Origin of the sequence: Rhizobium sp. TH135 (assembly GCF_002855515.1) — a bacterium.
Lineage (GTDB): Bacteria > Pseudomonadota > Alphaproteobacteria > Rhizobiales > Rhizobiaceae > Allorhizobium.
Genome location: NZ_PKRP01000001.1, coordinates 18,064 through 33,636 on the forward strand (window position 1 = coordinate 18,064; position 15,573 = coordinate 33,636).

The window sequence follows — 15,573 nt, forward strand, 5'->3', positions numbered from 1 at the left end:
GCGACACCGCCGTCACGTATCGGGAAAGCCTCGCTCGGCCCATTCGGTGCGCGGCACGGTCTTTCCAATGGAGAGCGAGAAGCGCACCACCTGTGTGGCATCGTCATCGACTTCACAGCGCACGGAGATATTGATCCAGGCGCCGTTTATGTCACGGAAAGCCGCGAGCGGCACATCCACAACATTGCCGTCCTTCAGACGCAGGATCGGTAGGAGATAGGGAACATATGCCGGGCTGCCGTTGCGAAGCTGCTGGCTGAGTTCGGTACCGCAAAGCTGATCGCCGCGCTCCTGCCGCGTCAGCCCTGCCATTGCGGTCATTGCAGCCTGGTCGCCGGAGATGGCAGAAGAAAACAGCTCAGTCACCTCGCGCGGCTCAAGTTGCGCCTCCTGGAGCGCAGCCTCCGACGGTAGATCCGACGGCTGCGGGGTAGCCGAGGTTTCCGCTTCGCCGCTGGTCTCACTCGTCACGTCAGCCGCTTCGGCAACCTCCGTCTCGACCGGCGGTGCTTCCGGCAAGGTGATCTCCGGCTGCGCGACGGTAGGTGCAGCTTCTTCGGTCTCCGCTTCGTCTGGGGCGGTCGCCTCCGCCGCTGCCTCGGGTTCAGCCTCAGTGCCGCGCGAGAGTTCCGGCCCTTGGTCCTGCTCACCGAATCGGACCACCGGCCTCAAAACGGGAATGGGCACCTGCGCTGCATCCGGCACCTCCGGCTCCGGCACTTCGGGCGCCGGGACAGGCTGTTGCGGTTCTGGTTCTGGCTGCGGCTCGACGTCAGGCTCCGGCGCAGGTGGCGGCGCCTCAGGTTCGGGTGCGGCGGCCTCTTCCGTTTGCTCCGGTTCCGGTTCCGGCGCCGGCGGCTCTGGCGCCGGCTCCTCCGGCGGCGCAACCAGCGTCACCTCGATCGCCGGCTCCTCTTCGGCAAGCTCGACGGGGCTGTCGAAACTCAACAGAAAGACTTCCACTGCAAGCGCGTGCAGCAGCAGGGAAATCGTCATCCCGCCGCCGAGACGCCGCCAGCCTGTCTTCCTCGTTTCCGTCATGGCGTGATCCATAACGACGATTGCGGCGAAAAGGGAGGAGAAAGCGAGTTTGCTGAATTAAACACTGTACCACCGGCCTTTTAACGCACAGCACCTGATGCTACTATGACCATAATTCTAGTCATCTAGTTCAAACGGGTGCAGCGTCAATGACCACTGTCAACATCGCGACCGCCAAGGCGCATCTCAGCGAACTGGTCAGCAAGGCGGAACAGGGCGAAACCATCGAGATCGAGCGGCACGGCAAGCCGGTCGCCAGGCTCATGCCTGCGGAACATCCGCGCGAGCCTATAGACTTCGCCTGGCTCGACAGTGTGATCAATCAGATGCAGAAAACAGAGGCGGACGGCACCCGCCGCCTCCGCGATGAAGACCGCTACTGATGATCTATCTGGATACATCGGTCCTTGTCGCTCTTCTGACGCGTGAACCAGCAGCAGAATGCGTGTCTGCATGGCTGAGGCAGCAGGGATCGGCATCGCTCCACATCAGCGGTTGGACCATCGCGGAATTCTCCTCAGCCCTTTCCCTGAAACTGCGCACTGGCCAACTCGACGTGTCACAGAAGACAAGCGCTCTCGCCGCCTTCAATCACCTCGTTACGCGTTCGCTGGTAACCTTGCCTGTTTCACCGTCCGACTACCACGCCGCCGCCCGGCTCTGCGATCGGACCGAACTGGGCCTGCGGGCCGGCGACAGTCTCCATATTGCGATCGCCGTTAGCAACGGTCTCCCGGTGGCAACGCTTGACAAGGTCATGGCCGGAGCCTGCAGCACGATCGCCCATCCTATCCTGCCAATCTAACGCAAGCAAAAAACCCGCCGGATTGCTCCGACGGGCTCTGATTACAAACCTCAATGTCCAGCTTAGCTGTCCAGGAAGCTCCGCAGCTTGCGGCTACGGCTCGGGTGCTTCAGCTTGCGCAGCGCCTTCGCCTCGATCTGACGGATACGTTCGCGAGTAACCGAGAACTGCTGGCCGACTTCTTCGAGCGTATGGTCGGTGTTCATGCCGATGCCGAAGCGCATGCGCAGGACGCGCTCTTCACGCGGCGTGAGCGAGGCGAGAACGCGGGTCGTCGTCTCGCGCAGGTTCGCCTGGATGGCGGCATCGATCGGCAGAAGCGCGTTCTTGTCCTCGATGAAGTCACCGAGATGCGAATCCTCTTCGTCACCCACGGGGGTTTCGAGCGAGATCGGCTCCTTGGCGATCTTCAGGACCTTGCGGACCTTTTCGAGCGGCATGGCGAGCTTTTCGGCCAGTTCTTCCGGCGTCGGTTCGCGGCCGATTTCGTGCAGCATCTGGCGCGATGTGCGGACGATCTTGTTGATCGTCTCGATCATGTGCACCGGAATACGGATCGTGCGGGCCTGGTCGGCGATCGAGCGGGTGATCGCCTGACGAATCCACCAGGTCGCATAGGTCGAGAACTTGTAGCCGCGGCGATACTCGAACTTGTCGACCGCCTTCATCAGGCCGATATTGCCTTCCTGAATGAGGTCGAGGAACTGCAGGCCGCGGTTCGTGTACTTCTTGGCGATCGAGATGACGAGACGCAGGTTCGCCTCGACCATTTCCTTCTTGGCGATACGCGCCTCGCGCTCGCCCTTCTGGACCATCGACACGATACGACGGAATTCGGCGATCGAGATGCCGGTTTCGGTGGCGAGGTTCTGGATCTCACCCCGGATGTCGCGGATCGTCTGGTATTCTTCCTTGGCGAATTCCTTCCAGCCACGGCCAGACAGGTTGGCAACAGACTTCATCCAGTTCGGATCAAGTTCGGCACCCTGATACTGCTCGAGGAAGGCTTCGCGCTTGACGCCGTAGCTCTCGGCGAGACGCAGCAGGCGACCTTCGTTCTGCATCAGACGCTTGGAGATGTCGTAGAGCTGCTCGACAAGGCTGTCGATGCGGTTCTGGTTCAGCGACAGCGACTTGACGGCCGTGATCAGCTGATCCTTGAGCTCCTTGTAGCGGCGCTCCTGGCCAGACGACAGCGTGCCGGCGCAGGCAAGACGTGCCTCCACCTGCTGGTCCTGCAGCTTGCGCAGCTTCTTGTAGGTGTCGGCAATGAGGTCGAGGGTCTCCATGACCTGCGGACGCAGCTCCGATTCCATCGCGGCCAGCGACAGGTTCGATTCGTCCTCGTCTTCTTCCTCTTCTTCCGGCGGCATGCCTTCGCCGCCGATCGCGGTGATGTCGTCGTCGTCACCGGAGGCAGCCTGCGGACGGCGCTTGGCGCGCTCCTTTTCCTTCTCTTCGGCAGCCTTGCGGTCCGCCTCGATCTTTTCAGGAGACTGGAACTGCGGAGCAGCCTTGGCTTCCGGACCGGAATAGGTGGTTTCGAGATCGATGATCTCGCGCAGCAGCGTCGTGCCTTCGTTCAATTCGTCGCGCCAGATGATCAGCGCCTGGAAGGTCAGCGGGCTCTCGCAGAGGCCCGAGATCATCGTCTCGCGGCCGGCCTCGATGCGCTTGGCGATGGCGATTTCGCCCTCGCGCGACAGAAGCTCCACGGAACCCATTTCGCGCAGATACATGCGCACCGGATCGTCGGTACGATCGGTCGGCTCTTTCTTCTTGGCAGTGGCAACGGCAGTACCGGCGGATGGCGCGAGTTCGCCGCCCTCGCTTTCGCCGTCTTCGTCATCGCTCTCTTCGGCAGCAGCCGGCTCATCAACGTCTTCGTCTTCGATGACGTTGATGCCCATATCAGAAAGCATGGCCATGGTGTCTTCGATCTGCTCCGAGGTCACTTCCTCAGACGGCAGAACCGAATTCAGTTCATCCATGGTGACATAGCCGCGCTTCTTCGCGGCTTTGATCATCTTTTTGACCGCGTCATCGGAAAGATCGAGAAGCGGACCGTCCGTCGCGCCGTCGCGTTCGCCGTCGGCTTCTTCGTTTTCTTTGACTTTCGATGCCATTTATCTTGTCGCTTTCCCTGACGTCTGATCATGCTGCTGGTCGCCTGAGGAATGGGAGACGGACCACTCACCCGGGCGGATAGCTGTCACTGACCTAACGGAGTGTTGCTTAATTCCTGATTAACTATGGGCATTGCGGTCACAGCCCCGAAACCTTGATTGTCTGCATGACCGGTCATCATACCAGAGATCCGTCCGAACCCACTTCACCCTTGTGTGCTTGGATTGGTGATTCCCACAATTTTTCCTGACGTCAAGCCTTTCCGCAGGCTGGATCGGGAAAATCAACAAAACAAGCCGTATTACGGCGCCTTTATCACCGATCTTCGCAGATGTAGGACGTGACGCACCAGAAACAAGGGGTAACCACCCGCAAGCCCGCCTTCAGAGAGAGGCAGCGACCTCGGCCTTTACGCCGGTCAAAAACCAGACTCGCATCGCTCCCTTGCCCTTGACCTCGATATTGCCCCGCAACTCGAAATCGAAACGGTCCTCGAGCCTCGTCTTCAGACAGTCGGCAACCTGGATCCGGCTGGCCACGCCATGTGATTCCATATGTGCGGCCGTGTTCACCGTATCACCCCAGACGTCGTAAAGCAGCTTGTTCGGCCCGATCACACCGGCAACTACCGGACCCGTGTCGAGCCCGATCCGCACCTCGACCGGCTCGCCCACCTGTTCCGAGATCCTCCGACAACAGTCGAGAAGATCGAGCGCCATCAGCGCCACCGCCGCCTCGTGGTCTGGCTGCGGTTCAGGCAACCCGCCCGCCACCATATAGGCATCGCCGATCGTCTTGATCTTTTCGAGCCCATGCGCGCTGGCGATCGCATCGAACTGGCTGAACACGCGGCTCAAGAATGCGATGACCTGCTGCGGCTCCCAGCGCGCGGCCCGGGGCGTGAAGTCGACAATATCTGCAAACAGGATCGTTGCAGAAGGGATCTGGTCCGCCACCAGTTGCGTGCCATGATCCCGAAGGCGCATGGCGACCGCATGCGGAAGAATATTCTGAAGCAGCCGCTCGGAAAACTCATGCTCCGATTCGAGCGCCATCTCCGCCTGGGAGGCCTCCTTGAAAGCGAAATAAGACGTCGTGAAGATCAAGAGAAAGGCAAAGGGAACCGTCAGGTAGTAGAGCGCATCCAGAAACAGCGGTTCGACCTGAATGAAGTCAAGCGGCGCAACGAACACCACCTCCGTCACCAGGAAGGCAATGATCGCAGCGATCGTCACGCAGGCGGAGAGGACGAGGCGCTCCGGTCCGAAAACCAGCATCGAGGCCGCAGCCCCCGGCAGAAAATAGAAATGCAGGCCGGATTCCCGCCCGAAAAACATGCAGTAGCCGATGCCGAAGATCAGCCAGATACTGCAGAGGTAAAGTGCAGCAGAGGTGGGACCGAAGCGATGGAAAAAGGGCGTGACCGCATAGAGCACGATCTGCGGCGAAAACGCGATGATCGCCGGCAGAAGACCATACCAGTCGTAGAAGGCGTAGATCAGGATGTAGGGAATGGTCATCAGGCTGACCATGGCCGAGATCACATTGGTCACCGCAAGCCTGCGGCGCACGCGCGGTGGGTAACCTGACGTGCCGATCCGCGCCACCCACCAGACCGCATTCGGCAATCGCCAGAACGATCGGAATTTTCGCCCGTTGCGGGCTATGAAATCGAACTCGTCCTGCGACACTCTTGCTTCCGGCAGCCATGGAACAGGTCCTGAATCCCCTATTTGCCGCCGCAGTGCAACAGATTTATGCAAACGATTACATTAGCCGTGTCCCGTCGCCGGCCCCTTCACGCGACCGGACATCACGCCGAAGCCATCGATGATCGCCTCCTGGTTTTCCATTCGCGCAACCTCGAGCTGAACCTCGTGCAGCGCGCTGATCACCTGCTCGATGCGGCCGGCATCGTCTGTCTCGGTCGCCTCGGCGATTTCGCGCTCGAGTTCCATGCGCTGCCGCTTCAGAGCTCGCGCCCGCTTGTAGAGGGCGAGAGCCTGGCCATAGCCCTCCCGCGCATCTTCGGAAGCCGCAATCTCGGTTGCGATCCAGAGCCTTGCATTGCGGATCTGCTGATCGAGACCGCGCAGCAGCGTGCCGTGGCCATGCGCCTCCAGCTTCTGGATCAGAACCTCACGCGTCAGTGAAGCGCCGGCTTCAGCAACCGCCGTCAAAAGCGACGACCACAGCTTCTGCAAGCCGACATGTTCATAGTCGATGGCAGCGATCTCGTCATACTCGTCTTCGAGCAATTGCGGATGGTTGACGATGGTCAGTGCCAGCACGCTCTCGCGCAGGGTCGGCTGGTCGAGCGCACCACGCACAAGCCCGGAACGCGCCAACCGATCTGATATCGCTCCACGGCTCGACGCAACCGGCCCTGGAGGCCGTCCGCCATTGCGCGCACCCTGCCCCTGCCCCTGCCCACGGCCGCCACCCTGGAAATTGCCGCGCTCGCCACGCCCAGGCTGGGCGCTCTGGAAGAAGCCGTAGAGCCTGTCGCGCACATCCTGCTGGTAATGACGCCGTACGTTTTCGTCGCCGATGACGTTGACGATCTGCTTGAGTTTGGCTTCGAGTTCTGCCCGCTTCTCCGGCGTATCGAAACCGCCGCCCTGCGTCTCGCGCATCCAGACCATCTCGGCCAGCGGCCGCGCCTCTGACAGCACACGATCGAAGGGCTGGCGTCCATCACGCGTGACGAGATCGTCCGGATCCTTGCCATCAGGCAGCATGGCAAAGCGCAGCGACTGGCCGGGCTTGATATGCGGCAGCGCCAGATCGACGGCCCTGAAAGCCGCCCGCTGGCCAGCACCATCGCCATCGAAGCAGAGCACCGGCACCGGCGTCGTCTTCCACATCAGCTGCAGCTGGTTTTCGGTGAGTGCCGTGCCGAGCGGCGCCACGGCATTCTCGATCCCCGCCTGATAAAGCGCGATCACATCCATATAGCCTTCGACGGCAATCAGCGTATCGGCACCGTCCGCTCCTTGCATCGCCCGGCGGGCGCGCGAGAAGTTGTAGAGAACGTTGCCCTTGTGGAAGAGCTCGGTCTCGTTGGAGTTGAGATACTTCGCCATGGCATCCGCCGCCATGGCGCGACCACCGAAGGCGATGACCTTGTCGCGGGACGACAGGATCGGAAACATGATGCGATCGCGGAAGCGGTCGTAGGAGACGGGAATGTCCGGTCCGTGCACGACGAGCCCGCAGGCCTCGATCTGCTCCTTCGGTACGCCCTTCGACGCCAGATACTCTTTCAGCGCATTGCGGCTCTCCGGCGCATAACCAAGCCGAAACGTCTCGATCGTGCGGCCAGACAGCCCGCGTTCGCGCAGATAGGCCCGCGCCCTCGCCCCACTCGCCGTCTGCAACTGATCTTGGAAGAACTGCGTCGCCATCTCCATGACGTCTTGCAGCGTCGTGCGTTCCCGCTCGCGGCGTTCCGCCTGCGGATCGGGCTGCGGCATGGAAATGCCGGCCATATCGGCGACCTGCTGCACCGCCTCGACGAAGCTCAAGCCTTCGAGATCAGTCAAAAAGCGGAAATGGTCGCCGGACACACCGCAGCCGAAGCAGTGATACCGACCCTTGCGATCTTCACAGTGAAAGCTTGGGCTCTTCTCGCCGTGAAAGGGGCAGCAGGCCCAATAGTCCTGGCGCGACACATTGGTTTTCTTTCGATCCCACGTCACGCGGCGACCAACGACGGCCGAAATAGGCACGCGGTCACGGATCTCGTCGAGGAAGTCGCTGGAAAAACGCATCTGTATCCCTGGGAAGCTGATCCTCCATATAGGCGCCCCGCGCGCAGAGCGCCAAGGCTTTCGCGCGGCATACCCGTTATTCACAGAGGTTGATTGTCATGACGTCTGTATATACAATCGCGCCTTCAGACTTTGCCGGACCTCGCCTTGAGACGATGACTGTTACCAACGGAGAGCATCATATCCTTGCGACATGCCCGGAAAGCGGCCGATTGATTACAGCAGTCTACACCATGAGAGGAAACGCCTGCCGGATCATCTCCGCCCGCGTTGCGAGAAAAAATGAGCGAAGAGAATATCACGCGCACTACCATCGCTGAAATTCAGGAAAAGCGAGCGCGCGGGGAAAAGCGTCAGACCGATTGGGCCCGCGTCGATGCCATGACGGACGAGGATATCGAGCGCGCCATGCGCGACGATCCCGACTGGAAGGACCACATGGACATAGACTGGTCCAAGGCGAGAATGGTCATCCCGGATAGGAAGAAGGCGATCTCCATCCGCCTCGACCCCGATATCATCGATTTCTTCCAGGCGACCGGCAAGGGATACCAGACGCGGATCAACGCGGTCTTGCGCCATTTCGTCGACGAACAGAAGCGCTCCAAGCCCTGAAACGCAAGACGCCGCCCGAAGGCGGCGCCAAAGATCGGACAAGGCGCAAGTCGAACCTACTTCAAAAGGTCCTTGACCACGCCCGAAGCCTTGCCGAAGTCCATCTGACCGGAATAGCGCTCCTTCAGCGTACTGATGCACTTCCCCATGTCGCGGAGGCCCTGAGCGCCCGTTTCGGAGATAACGGCCGCGCAGAGCTCGCGCACTTTCTCCTCAGGCAACTGCTCAGGCATGAAGGACTTGATGATGACGATTTCCTCACGCTCCTGCGCTGCGAGTTCCGGCCGGTCGTTGTCGGAATAGATCTTGGCCGATTCATCCCGCTGTTTGATCATCTTCATCAGGATCTGCATGATCTCGTCGTCCGTGACGGGATCCTTGCCGGTTCCGCGGTTGGCAATGTCGCGATCCTTGATCGCCGTCTGGATCAGACGAACGGTCGAGGTCCGGCGGACATCCTTGGCTTTCAGGGAGTCTTTCAGCGAGTTGGCGAGCGTGTCGCGTATCATTTTTTTCTCCGGGGAAGCGCCGTTTCACCGTCGGTGATTGTGGCTTTTCCGTGTTCGTTGAGTGGTTCTCATAGCCAGACGCGTGCTGCAGTGCAAACGAATTGAACAAACCATTGAAATGGCTTGGTGGAAATCAGGCCCCCAAGCAACTCCGGAATTGACCTCGCCACGCGATATGTCTATTGCTCGGCACCTGCACGCAAATTGTCATCAGGGCTGAAAACGCGCGACCTCGCGCGCCCTCGATCTGCAACATAAATGGTCCTGCGACACCGCTCCGACAAGGGGCCGGGACGCGGGCGAACAAGGAACGACCATGACCGCGACAGCCCCCTGGACGACCCGCAAGCCGACCGCCCTCCTCGTTCTCGCCGACGGCACCGTCATCGAAGGCCACGGTATCGGCGCAACGGGCAAGGTCCAGGCAGAAGTCTGCTTCAACACGGCACTGACAGGATACGAGGAAATCCTTACAGATCCCTCCTATCTCGGCCAGATCGTCACCTTCACCTTCCCGCATATCGGCAATGTTGGCACCAATGACGAAGACATCGAAGACCTGACGCCGGCTGCCCGCCACGGCGCGGTCGGCACCATCTTCAAGGCCGACATCACGGAGCCTTCAAATTATCGTTCCGCAAGCCATCTCGATGCCTGGCTGAAGAGCCGCGGCATCATCGGCCTGTCGGGCGTCGATACCCGTGCGCTGACCGCCTGGATCCGCGAGAACGGCGCGCCGAACGCCGTCATCGCCCATGATCCGAACGGCGTCTTCGACGTGGAAGCTCTGAAGGCAGAAGCCAAGGCCTGGGGTGGCCTCGTGGGCCTCGACCTTGCCAAGGTCGCGACCTCGGGCCAGTCTTCCGTCTGGGACGAAAAGGCATGGTCCTGGACCGAAGGCCACACAACGCTCGGCGCCGCTGACGCCAAGTATCACATCGTCTGCGTCGACTTCGGCGTGAAGCGCAACATCCTGCGCCTCTTTGCCGGCCTCGACTGCAAGGTCACAGTAGTCCCCGCCACGACATCAGCCGAAGACATCCTCGCCCTGAACCCGGACGGCGTCTTCCTGTCGAACGGCCCGGGCGACCCGGCTGCCACCGGCGAATATGCCGTGCCGGTCATCCAGAACCTGGTCAAAAGCGACAAGCCGCTCTTCGGCATCTGCCTCGGCCATCAGATGCTGGGCTTGGCACTCGGCGGCACGACCGAGAAGATGCACCAGGGCCATCACGGCGCAAACCACCCGGTCAAGGACTTCACCACGGGCAAGGTCGAGATCGTCTCGATGAACCACGGCTTTGCAGTCGACTCGAAGTCGCTGCCGGAAAGCGTTGAAGAGACTCATGTTTCCCTGTTCGACGGCACGAATTGCGGCCTGCGTTTGAAGGGCAAGCCGGTCTTCTCCGTGCAGCATCACCCGGAAGCGTCGCCCGGCCCCCAGGACAGCCACTACCTCTTCCGCCGCTTCATCAACATGGTGCGCGAGACGAAGGGCGAACCGGCACTCGCCGAACGCTGAGCCTATTCAATCAGAGTGGAAATTGGCGGCCCGGGTTCATCCCCGGGCCGTTTGCATTTCATGCCGGACCTTCAGATAGAAGCGCAGGCTGAGCATGACTGCGGCACTCGCAAGCCCGAGGCAGAAGCCGTACCAGATGCCGATGCCTCCGATCCCAAGCGGAAAGGCCATCAGCCAGGCGAGGAAAAAGCCGATCGGCCAATAGGATACGAGCGCGAGGATCATCGGCACGCGCGCATCCTTCAGTCCGCGCAAGAGCCCGGCCGCGATCGCCTGGAGGCCATCGACCAGCTGGAACAGCCCCGCCACCATGACAAGCGGCCCCGCATAGGCGAGCACCTCGGCAGCGGCCGGGGCATTTTCGTTGATGAACGCAGCCGACAGCTGCTCCGGCACGATCAGGAACAGGATCCCGCCCGACAGCGACAGCAGTCCGGCAATGGCAAGCACCGTGATCGACGCCCGCACCAGTTCCGGATAATTGCCCCGTCCATGGGCAAGGCCGACCCGAACGGTTGCTGCTTGCGCCAATCCGAGCGGCAGCATGAAGGCGATCGATGCGAGCTGCAGCGCGATGCCATGCGCCGCGAGTTCGATCGTCCCGATCCTGCCCATCAGCAGGGAAGCCGCGCTGAACAGGCTCACTTCAGCAAGTACAGTGACGCTGATCGGCATGCCGAGATGCAGCACTTCGCGAAAGGCCTGCCAGTCGGGTCGCCAAAAACGGATGAAGAGCTCATAGCGCTTCGTCTCCTCGCGGGTCTGGATATAGATGACCATCGCCACGAAGCTCACCCATTGCACGATAACGGCAACGATCGCCGCCCCGGTCATGCCGAGCGCCGGCAGGCCGAAATGGCCGAGTACAAGCGCATAGGCGAGGATGGCGTTGAGCACGAGGATGCCGAGCGTGACCCAAAGCACGATCCGTGCCCGTCCCGTCGCGCTGACCAATGCACGCAGAACCGCAAAGAGAAGCGCGGGCAAAAGACCAAGCTGGATGATGAAGACATAGCCCGCCGCAAGAGCGGCCACTTCAGGCTTCTGCCCAAGCGCAAGCAGGATAGCCTCCGCATTGAAGAAGAGCGGCATCGTGAGCAGCACATAGAGGATCGACACCCACATGCCCATGCGGATGGAGCGCCGAACGGACACCACATCGCCGCGGCCATAGGCCTGCGCCACCATCGGCATGACGGCCATGGAGAAGCCCGAGCCGAAGATGAAGATGGTGAAGAAGAACTGCCCTGCAAGCACCATCGCGGCCAGCGGCACGGCCCCGAGCTGACCGACAATCACGACATCCGTCGTATGGATCCCGAGCTGTGCCAGCTGCGCCCCGATCAGGGGAATGCCGAGCGAGAGCGTCGCACGGATGTGAGACATCCAGCTGCCGGCACCGATTGGCGCAGGGCTATGGGTTTCGAGCGAGGCGATGTCGGTGTGCATGGCAATAATCTCAACGAAAAAAGCCGCTTCCAGGATACTGGCGAGCGGCATGTCGCAACGGGATAAGCGCCATCGCGCATTCCAGCAAGATGGAATCACGAGGCTGCAGAATTTTTGCGCGATACATCAGAGATATTGATGGAAAATTCGCCGGCGCCTGCAGGCGGCCTCTTCGACATCAGCGGAAAATGCAGGGCCCGAACGGAAGCGGGCCAAACCGCCCTTTTCTGCCTGATCGGAACCCGCTTATGGTCGCCGCTCCTGAAAGCAACAAGAGATTGATCGAGACATGTTGGAACTGGTTTGGCGCGGCGTGATCATCGGCCTCGGAGCAACCGTCGCCATGGATATCTGGGCGATCCTTCTCGCCACTGTCTTCAAGCAGCCGAAGCCAAACTGGGCGCCTGTCGGGCGCTGGTTCTACCACCTGAAGTCCGGCCGCATCTTTCACGACACCATCGCGACTGCAGAACCCTACCGCCACGAACTGGCCCTTGGCTGGATTTCGCACTACGCCGTCGGCATCGCCTACGGCATGATGCTCGCTCTCTTCGTCGGGCCGATCTGGTTCGCGGAGCCGACCTTTCTGCCAGCCTGGATCTGGGGGATCCTGACGGTTGCCGCTGGCTGGTTTCTGCTGCAGCCTGGCCTCGGCATCGGATGGGCCGCCTCGAAGACCCCGAACCCGACCAAGGTCCGCACCCTCAATCTTTTGGCCCACACCGTTTTCGGTCTTGGCCTCTGGCTGACGGCCCTGCTGATCCGTTGAAGGGGCCGGCGCGTTAGATCGCGCCGGAGAAGGTGTCGCAGGCACCGACATTGCCGCTATCATAGCCCCGCTTGAACCACTTCATCCGCTGTGCGGAGGTGCCATGGTTGAACGCGTCTGGCACGACATAACCCTGACTGCGCTTCTGCAATGTGTCGTCGCCAATCTGCTGGGCGGCATTCAAAGCCTCCTCAAGGTCGCCGTCGGACAGGATGCCCTCCTTGTCTGCGGACTTGGCCCAGATGCCGGCATAACAATCGGCCTGCAGCTCGACGCGCACGGACATCTGGTTCGCCTCGCGCTCGCCCATGGAGCGGCGCTGGCGGTTGAATTCCGGTAGCACGCCCGTCAGATTCTGCACGTGGTGACCGACCTCATGGGCAATGACATAGGCCTGGGCAAAGTCACCGGCCGCGTCAAACTGCTGCTCAAGCTGATCGAAGAACTGGGTGTCGAGATAGACCTTGCTGTCAGCCGGGCAATAGAAGGGACCGGTGGCCGAGGAGGCCTGGCCGCAGGCAGAAACCGTGCCGCCGCTGAAGAGAACCAGCGTCGGCTCGCGATACTGCTCCCCCGACGCCGAGAAGATGGCATTCCAGGTCGTTTCCGTCTCCGCCAGAACCGTGCGGACGAACGCTGTCGTATCGTCGCTGGACTGCCCCGCCGGACGCTGGCCGATCGATTGCTCGTAACCGGACCCCGCACCTCCGACATTGCCTTCGCCCAGGACCTGCAGCATGTCGATGCCCATGGCCTTGAGCACGAAATAGATGATCACCAGAAAGATGATCGTCCCCAAGCTCAAGCCACCGCCACGGCGCCCACCCATCGGGATCTGGATGCCGGATCGACCAAAGGGGCTGCGGCCCAAGCCTCCGCCGGAGGATTGCCCACGCCGGTCCTCGATATTGTCCGACTGACGACGGCCCTTCCATTCCATGATGCTTCCCCTCTGCGCTCTAGCCCTCACAATGAAAAGATAGCCGAACTGTTCCCTAACACCAGTGACGGCATGACGTTTGCGCCGTCAATGCGTCAACCAGAACGCTGGCGGGAGCTAGAACGCTGGAGGAAGAGCGTCCGCGTCAGGCTTTGGCATAACCGTATTCCCCACCCCGCGCCAGCGCGCGCTGATAGGCCGGTCGCGCCCGGATCCGCTCGATCCAGCCGCGCAACGCGCTCGTGTCCTTTCCCTGAGAAATCCGGGTCAGCCCCGCCTCGACCGGGAAACTCATGGCGATATCGGCTGCGGAAAAATCCTTTCCCGCAAACCAGCCATCTCTAGCAACTTCGGCCATCCAAAGGTCCAGATGGTCGGAAAGTTGCGGATCGAGCAGCTTGCGCGAGACGCCCTGGCTGATCATCTTCGCCACCGGCCGAATGAAGAAGGGCACTTGCCCCGGGATGCGCGAGAAGATCAGTTTCATCACCAGAAGCGGCATGGCTGACCCTTCCACATAATGCATCCAGTAGCGGTAGCGCAGGCGCTCGTCGGTACCGGCAGCGGGACGCAGCCCCTCCCCGCCATAGGTCTCGATCAGATATTCCATGATCGCGCCGCTCTCGGCGACAATCCGGCCGTTATCTTCGATGACGGGCGACTTGCCCAGCGGATGCACCGCCTTGAGCTCCCTAGGCGCCAGGTATTCCTTTGTCCGATGATAGACCTTGACCTGATAGTCGAGCCCGAGCTCTTCCAGCAGCCAGAGGATCCGGTGGGCACGCGAGTTGTCCAGGTAGTGAACGGTGATCATCAGAAAGTGCCCTTCGATTGTCGTTGATTGAACTATCTAGAAGCTGATGACCGCCCCGTCGAGGCGCAGGTCGCAACTTTCTCAGGCGCCGACGAACCGATCACACGTCAGGACCGCTTGGCAGCCCACCTCCCGCATGCAAGTCTCGGCCCCATCAAGCGCTTTGGGAGGAGTAGCACATGAAGGCAATGCGACTGGAGGCGACGGGCCAGCTTTTCACGCGTGAGGTGGAGAAGCCTGAGGCCGGGCCGGATGACCTTCTGGTCCGGGTCGAGGCCTGTGGCGTCTGTGGCACCGACCGACATCTCTTCCACGGTGAATTTCCCTGCACCCCACCGGTGACCCTCGGCCATGAATTCAGCGGCCTCGTGGAGGCCGTGGGAAGCGCAGTCACAGGCTTTGCGGTCGGAGACCGGATCACCGGCGACCCCAATATCGCCTGCGGCCGCTGCAGCCACTGCGTGAACGGTCGCATCAATCTTTGCCGGAACCTGAAAGCCATCGGCATCCACCGCGACGGCGGCTTCGCCGATTATGTCGTGGTTCCCCACAAACAGGCCTTTCTCCTGCCAGCAGACCTCGATCCCATGCATGGCGCCTTTTGCGAGCCGCTAGCCTGCTGCCTCCACGGCATCGACCTTGCCGAGATCAAGGCCGGGGCCTCCGTCGTCGTTCTCGGTGGCGGGGTCATCGGCCTGCTCACGGTACAGCTCGCAAGGCTGGCAGGCGCAACCACGGTGATCCTCGTCACCCGCCAGGCTACCCGCCGCAAGCTCGCGGAAGACCTGGGCGCCACGGCCAGCGTCGATCCCACAGCAGGCTACATCATCGCCCAGATTGCGGGTGAGACGGGCCTTGTCCCTGGGGGCGTCGATGTCGTCATGGAATGTGCCGGCGTCGGCGAAACCGTGATCCAGGCGACGAAGCTCGTGCGTCCGGGTGGTACCGCCGTCATCCTCGGCGTAATGCCGCAAGGCGAAAAGATCGCAATCGAGCCCTTCGACTTGCTCTTCAGGGAAGTGAAGCTGGTCACATCCTTCCTCAACCCCTTCACCCATCGCCGCGCAGCCGACCTGATCGCTTCGGGCAAGATCGAGGTCAACAAGCTCATCTCGCGCAAGGTCTCGCTCGACGAGGCACCGGCGGTGGTCAGCAACCCGCCACAGCCCGGCGAGGTCAAGGTCCTCGTCGTCCCCGGCCTCTGATCGG

General features: G+C 61.3%; 15 protein-coding genes. 7 read left to right on the forward strand and 8 right to left on the reverse strand.

From position 1 onward, the window contains the following. Window positions 1–12 precede the first annotated feature (12 nt). A complete protein-coding gene (locus C0V73_RS00120; protein ID WP_143708292.1) occupies window positions 13–1,041 on the reverse strand; it encodes a DUF930 domain-containing protein in 1,029 nt (342 codons plus the stop codon). A 149-nt stretch (window positions 1,042–1,190) separates the two neighbouring features. Between C0V73_RS00120 and C0V73_RS00125 the strand changes: the two genes are divergently transcribed. Together C0V73_RS00125 and C0V73_RS00130 are read left to right on the forward strand one after the other, a co-directional pair. Continuing rightward, complete coding sequence (locus tag C0V73_RS00125) at window positions 1,191–1,424, forward strand: type II toxin-antitoxin system prevent-host-death family antitoxin (RefSeq protein WP_102017979.1); 234 nt, start codon at window positions 1,191–1,193, stop codon at window positions 1,422–1,424. Continuing rightward, the gene (locus C0V73_RS00130) at window positions 1,424–1,846 is read left to right on the forward strand and encodes a type II toxin-antitoxin system VapC family toxin (RefSeq protein WP_102017980.1); all 423 of its coding nucleotides are present in this window, start codon (window positions 1,424–1,426) and stop codon (window positions 1,844–1,846) included. Before C0V73_RS00125 ends, C0V73_RS00130 begins: the two co-directional genes overlap by 1 nt. A gap of 62 nt (window positions 1,847–1,908) precedes the next feature. Here C0V73_RS00130 and rpoD read toward each other — a convergent pair whose 3' ends face one another. The 3 genes from rpoD to dnaG all read right to left on the reverse strand — a co-directional run bounded on the left by rpoD (window position 1,909) and on the right by dnaG (window position 7,746). Beyond that, on the reverse strand, window positions 1,909–3,972 hold the full coding sequence (gene rpoD / locus C0V73_RS00135; protein WP_102017981.1) for an RNA polymerase sigma factor RpoD: 2,064 nt from the start codon (window positions 3,970–3,972) through the stop codon (window positions 1,909–1,911). Between the two features lie 384 nt (window positions 3,973–4,356). Then, window positions 4,357–5,664, reverse strand: a complete 1,308-nt coding sequence (locus C0V73_RS00140; RefSeq protein WP_102017982.1) for an adenylate/guanylate cyclase domain-containing protein — start codon at window positions 5,662–5,664, stop codon at window positions 4,357–4,359. Window positions 5,665–5,745: 81 nt separating this feature from the next. Next, complete coding sequence (gene dnaG, locus C0V73_RS00145; RefSeq protein ID WP_102017983.1) at window positions 5,746–7,746, reverse strand: DNA primase; 2,001 nt, start codon at window positions 7,744–7,746, stop codon at window positions 5,746–5,748. Window positions 7,747–7,901: 155 nt separating this feature from the next. Between dnaG and C0V73_RS23425 the strand changes: the two genes are divergently transcribed. Together C0V73_RS23425 and C0V73_RS00155 are read left to right on the forward strand one after the other, a co-directional pair. Next, window positions 7,902–8,066 carry a BrnT family toxin gene (locus tag C0V73_RS23425; RefSeq protein WP_348627168.1) on the forward strand — a complete coding sequence of 55 codons (165 nt, stop codon included), beginning with the start codon at window positions 7,902–7,904 and terminating at the stop codon, window positions 8,064–8,066. Next, complete coding sequence (locus C0V73_RS00155) at window positions 8,029–8,361, forward strand: BrnA antitoxin family protein (RefSeq protein ID WP_102017985.1); 333 nt, start codon at window positions 8,029–8,031, stop codon at window positions 8,359–8,361. The genes C0V73_RS23425 and C0V73_RS00155 overlap by 38 nt, the downstream gene beginning before the upstream one ends. 56 nt (window positions 8,362–8,417) lie before the next feature. Here C0V73_RS00155 and C0V73_RS00160 read toward each other — a convergent pair whose 3' ends face one another. Beyond that, complete coding sequence (locus C0V73_RS00160; protein ID WP_102017986.1) at window positions 8,418–8,870, reverse strand: GatB/YqeY domain-containing protein; 453 nt, start codon at window positions 8,868–8,870, stop codon at window positions 8,418–8,420. Between the two features lie 316 nt (window positions 8,871–9,186). Here C0V73_RS00160 and carA point away from each other — a divergent pair, with 316 nt between their 5' ends. Continuing rightward, complete coding sequence (gene carA, locus C0V73_RS00165; RefSeq protein ID WP_102017987.1) at window positions 9,187–10,392, forward strand: glutamine-hydrolyzing carbamoyl-phosphate synthase small subunit; 1,206 nt, start codon at window positions 9,187–9,189, stop codon at window positions 10,390–10,392. A gap of 36 nt (window positions 10,393–10,428) precedes the next feature. On the opposite strand, the gene C0V73_RS00170 is transcribed toward carA, so the two are convergent. Further along, window positions 10,429–11,841, reverse strand: coding sequence for an MATE family efflux transporter (locus C0V73_RS00170; protein ID WP_245407841.1), 1,413 nt, complete (start codon window positions 11,839–11,841; stop codon window positions 10,429–10,431). 289 nt (window positions 11,842–12,130) lie between these two features. Here C0V73_RS00170 and C0V73_RS00175 point away from each other — a divergent pair, with 289 nt between their 5' ends. Further along, complete coding sequence (locus C0V73_RS00175) at window positions 12,131–12,610, forward strand: DUF2938 domain-containing protein (protein WP_102017988.1); 480 nt, start codon at window positions 12,131–12,133, stop codon at window positions 12,608–12,610. A gap of 13 nt (window positions 12,611–12,623) precedes the next feature. Here the strand turns inward: C0V73_RS00175 and C0V73_RS00180 are convergent, their stop codons facing one another. Beyond that, on the reverse strand, window positions 12,624–13,550 hold the full coding sequence (locus C0V73_RS00180) for a neutral zinc metallopeptidase (RefSeq protein WP_102017989.1): 927 nt from the start codon (window positions 13,548–13,550) through the stop codon (window positions 12,624–12,626). Between the two features lie 145 nt (window positions 13,551–13,695). Next, the gene (locus C0V73_RS00185) at window positions 13,696–14,364 is read right to left on the reverse strand and encodes a glutathione S-transferase (RefSeq protein WP_102017990.1); all 669 of its coding nucleotides are present in this window, start codon (window positions 14,362–14,364) and stop codon (window positions 13,696–13,698) included. Window positions 14,365–14,543: 179 nt separating this feature from the next. Between C0V73_RS00185 and C0V73_RS00190 the strand changes: the two genes are divergently transcribed. Next, on the forward strand, window positions 14,544–15,569 hold the full coding sequence (locus tag C0V73_RS00190) for a zinc-dependent alcohol dehydrogenase family protein (protein ID WP_102017991.1): 1,026 nt from the start codon (window positions 14,544–14,546) through the stop codon (window positions 15,567–15,569). Window positions 15,570–15,573: the final 4 nt, after the last annotated feature.

What these genes read in the sequence shown, in the direction of transcription:
- C0V73_RS00120 (WP_143708292.1), bottom strand. Translation starts at nt 1,041, where the DNA reads ATGACGGAAACGAGGAAGACAGGCTGGCGGCGTCTCGGCGGCGGGATG.
- C0V73_RS00125 (WP_102017979.1), top strand. Translation starts at nt 1,191, where the DNA reads ATGACCACTGTCAACATCGCGACCGCCAAGGCGCATCTCAGCGAACTG.
- C0V73_RS00130 (WP_102017980.1), top strand. Translation starts at nt 1,424, where the DNA reads ATGATCTATCTGGATACATCGGTCCTTGTCGCTCTTCTGACGCGTGAA.
- rpoD (WP_102017981.1), bottom strand. Translation starts at nt 3,972, where the DNA reads ATGGCATCGAAAGTCAAAGAAAACGAAGAAGCCGACGGCGAACGCGAC.
- dnaG (WP_102017983.1), bottom strand. Translation starts at nt 7,746, where the DNA reads ATGCGTTTTTCCAGCGACTTCCTCGACGAGATCCGTGACCGCGTGCCT.
- C0V73_RS23425 (WP_348627168.1), top strand. Translation starts at nt 7,902, where the DNA reads ATGACTGTTACCAACGGAGAGCATCATATCCTTGCGACATGCCCGGAA.
- C0V73_RS00155 (WP_102017985.1), top strand. Translation starts at nt 8,029, where the DNA reads ATGAGCGAAGAGAATATCACGCGCACTACCATCGCTGAAATTCAGGAA.
- C0V73_RS00160 (WP_102017986.1), bottom strand. Translation starts at nt 8,870, where the DNA reads ATGATACGCGACACGCTCGCCAACTCGCTGAAAGACTCCCTGAAAGCC.
- carA (WP_102017987.1), top strand. Translation starts at nt 9,187, where the DNA reads ATGACCGCGACAGCCCCCTGGACGACCCGCAAGCCGACCGCCCTCCTC.
- C0V73_RS00170 (WP_245407841.1), bottom strand. Translation starts at nt 11,841, where the DNA reads ATGCACACCGACATCGCCTCGCTCGAAACCCATAGCCCTGCGCCAATC.
- C0V73_RS00175 (WP_102017988.1), top strand. Translation starts at nt 12,131, where the DNA reads ATGTTGGAACTGGTTTGGCGCGGCGTGATCATCGGCCTCGGAGCAACC.
- C0V73_RS00180 (WP_102017989.1), bottom strand. Translation starts at nt 13,550, where the DNA reads ATGGAATGGAAGGGCCGTCGTCAGTCGGACAATATCGAGGACCGGCGT.
- C0V73_RS00185 (WP_102017990.1), bottom strand. Translation starts at nt 14,364, where the DNA reads ATGATCACCGTTCACTACCTGGACAACTCGCGTGCCCACCGGATCCTC.
- C0V73_RS00190 (WP_102017991.1), top strand. Translation starts at nt 14,544, where the DNA reads ATGAAGGCAATGCGACTGGAGGCGACGGGCCAGCTTTTCACGCGTGAG.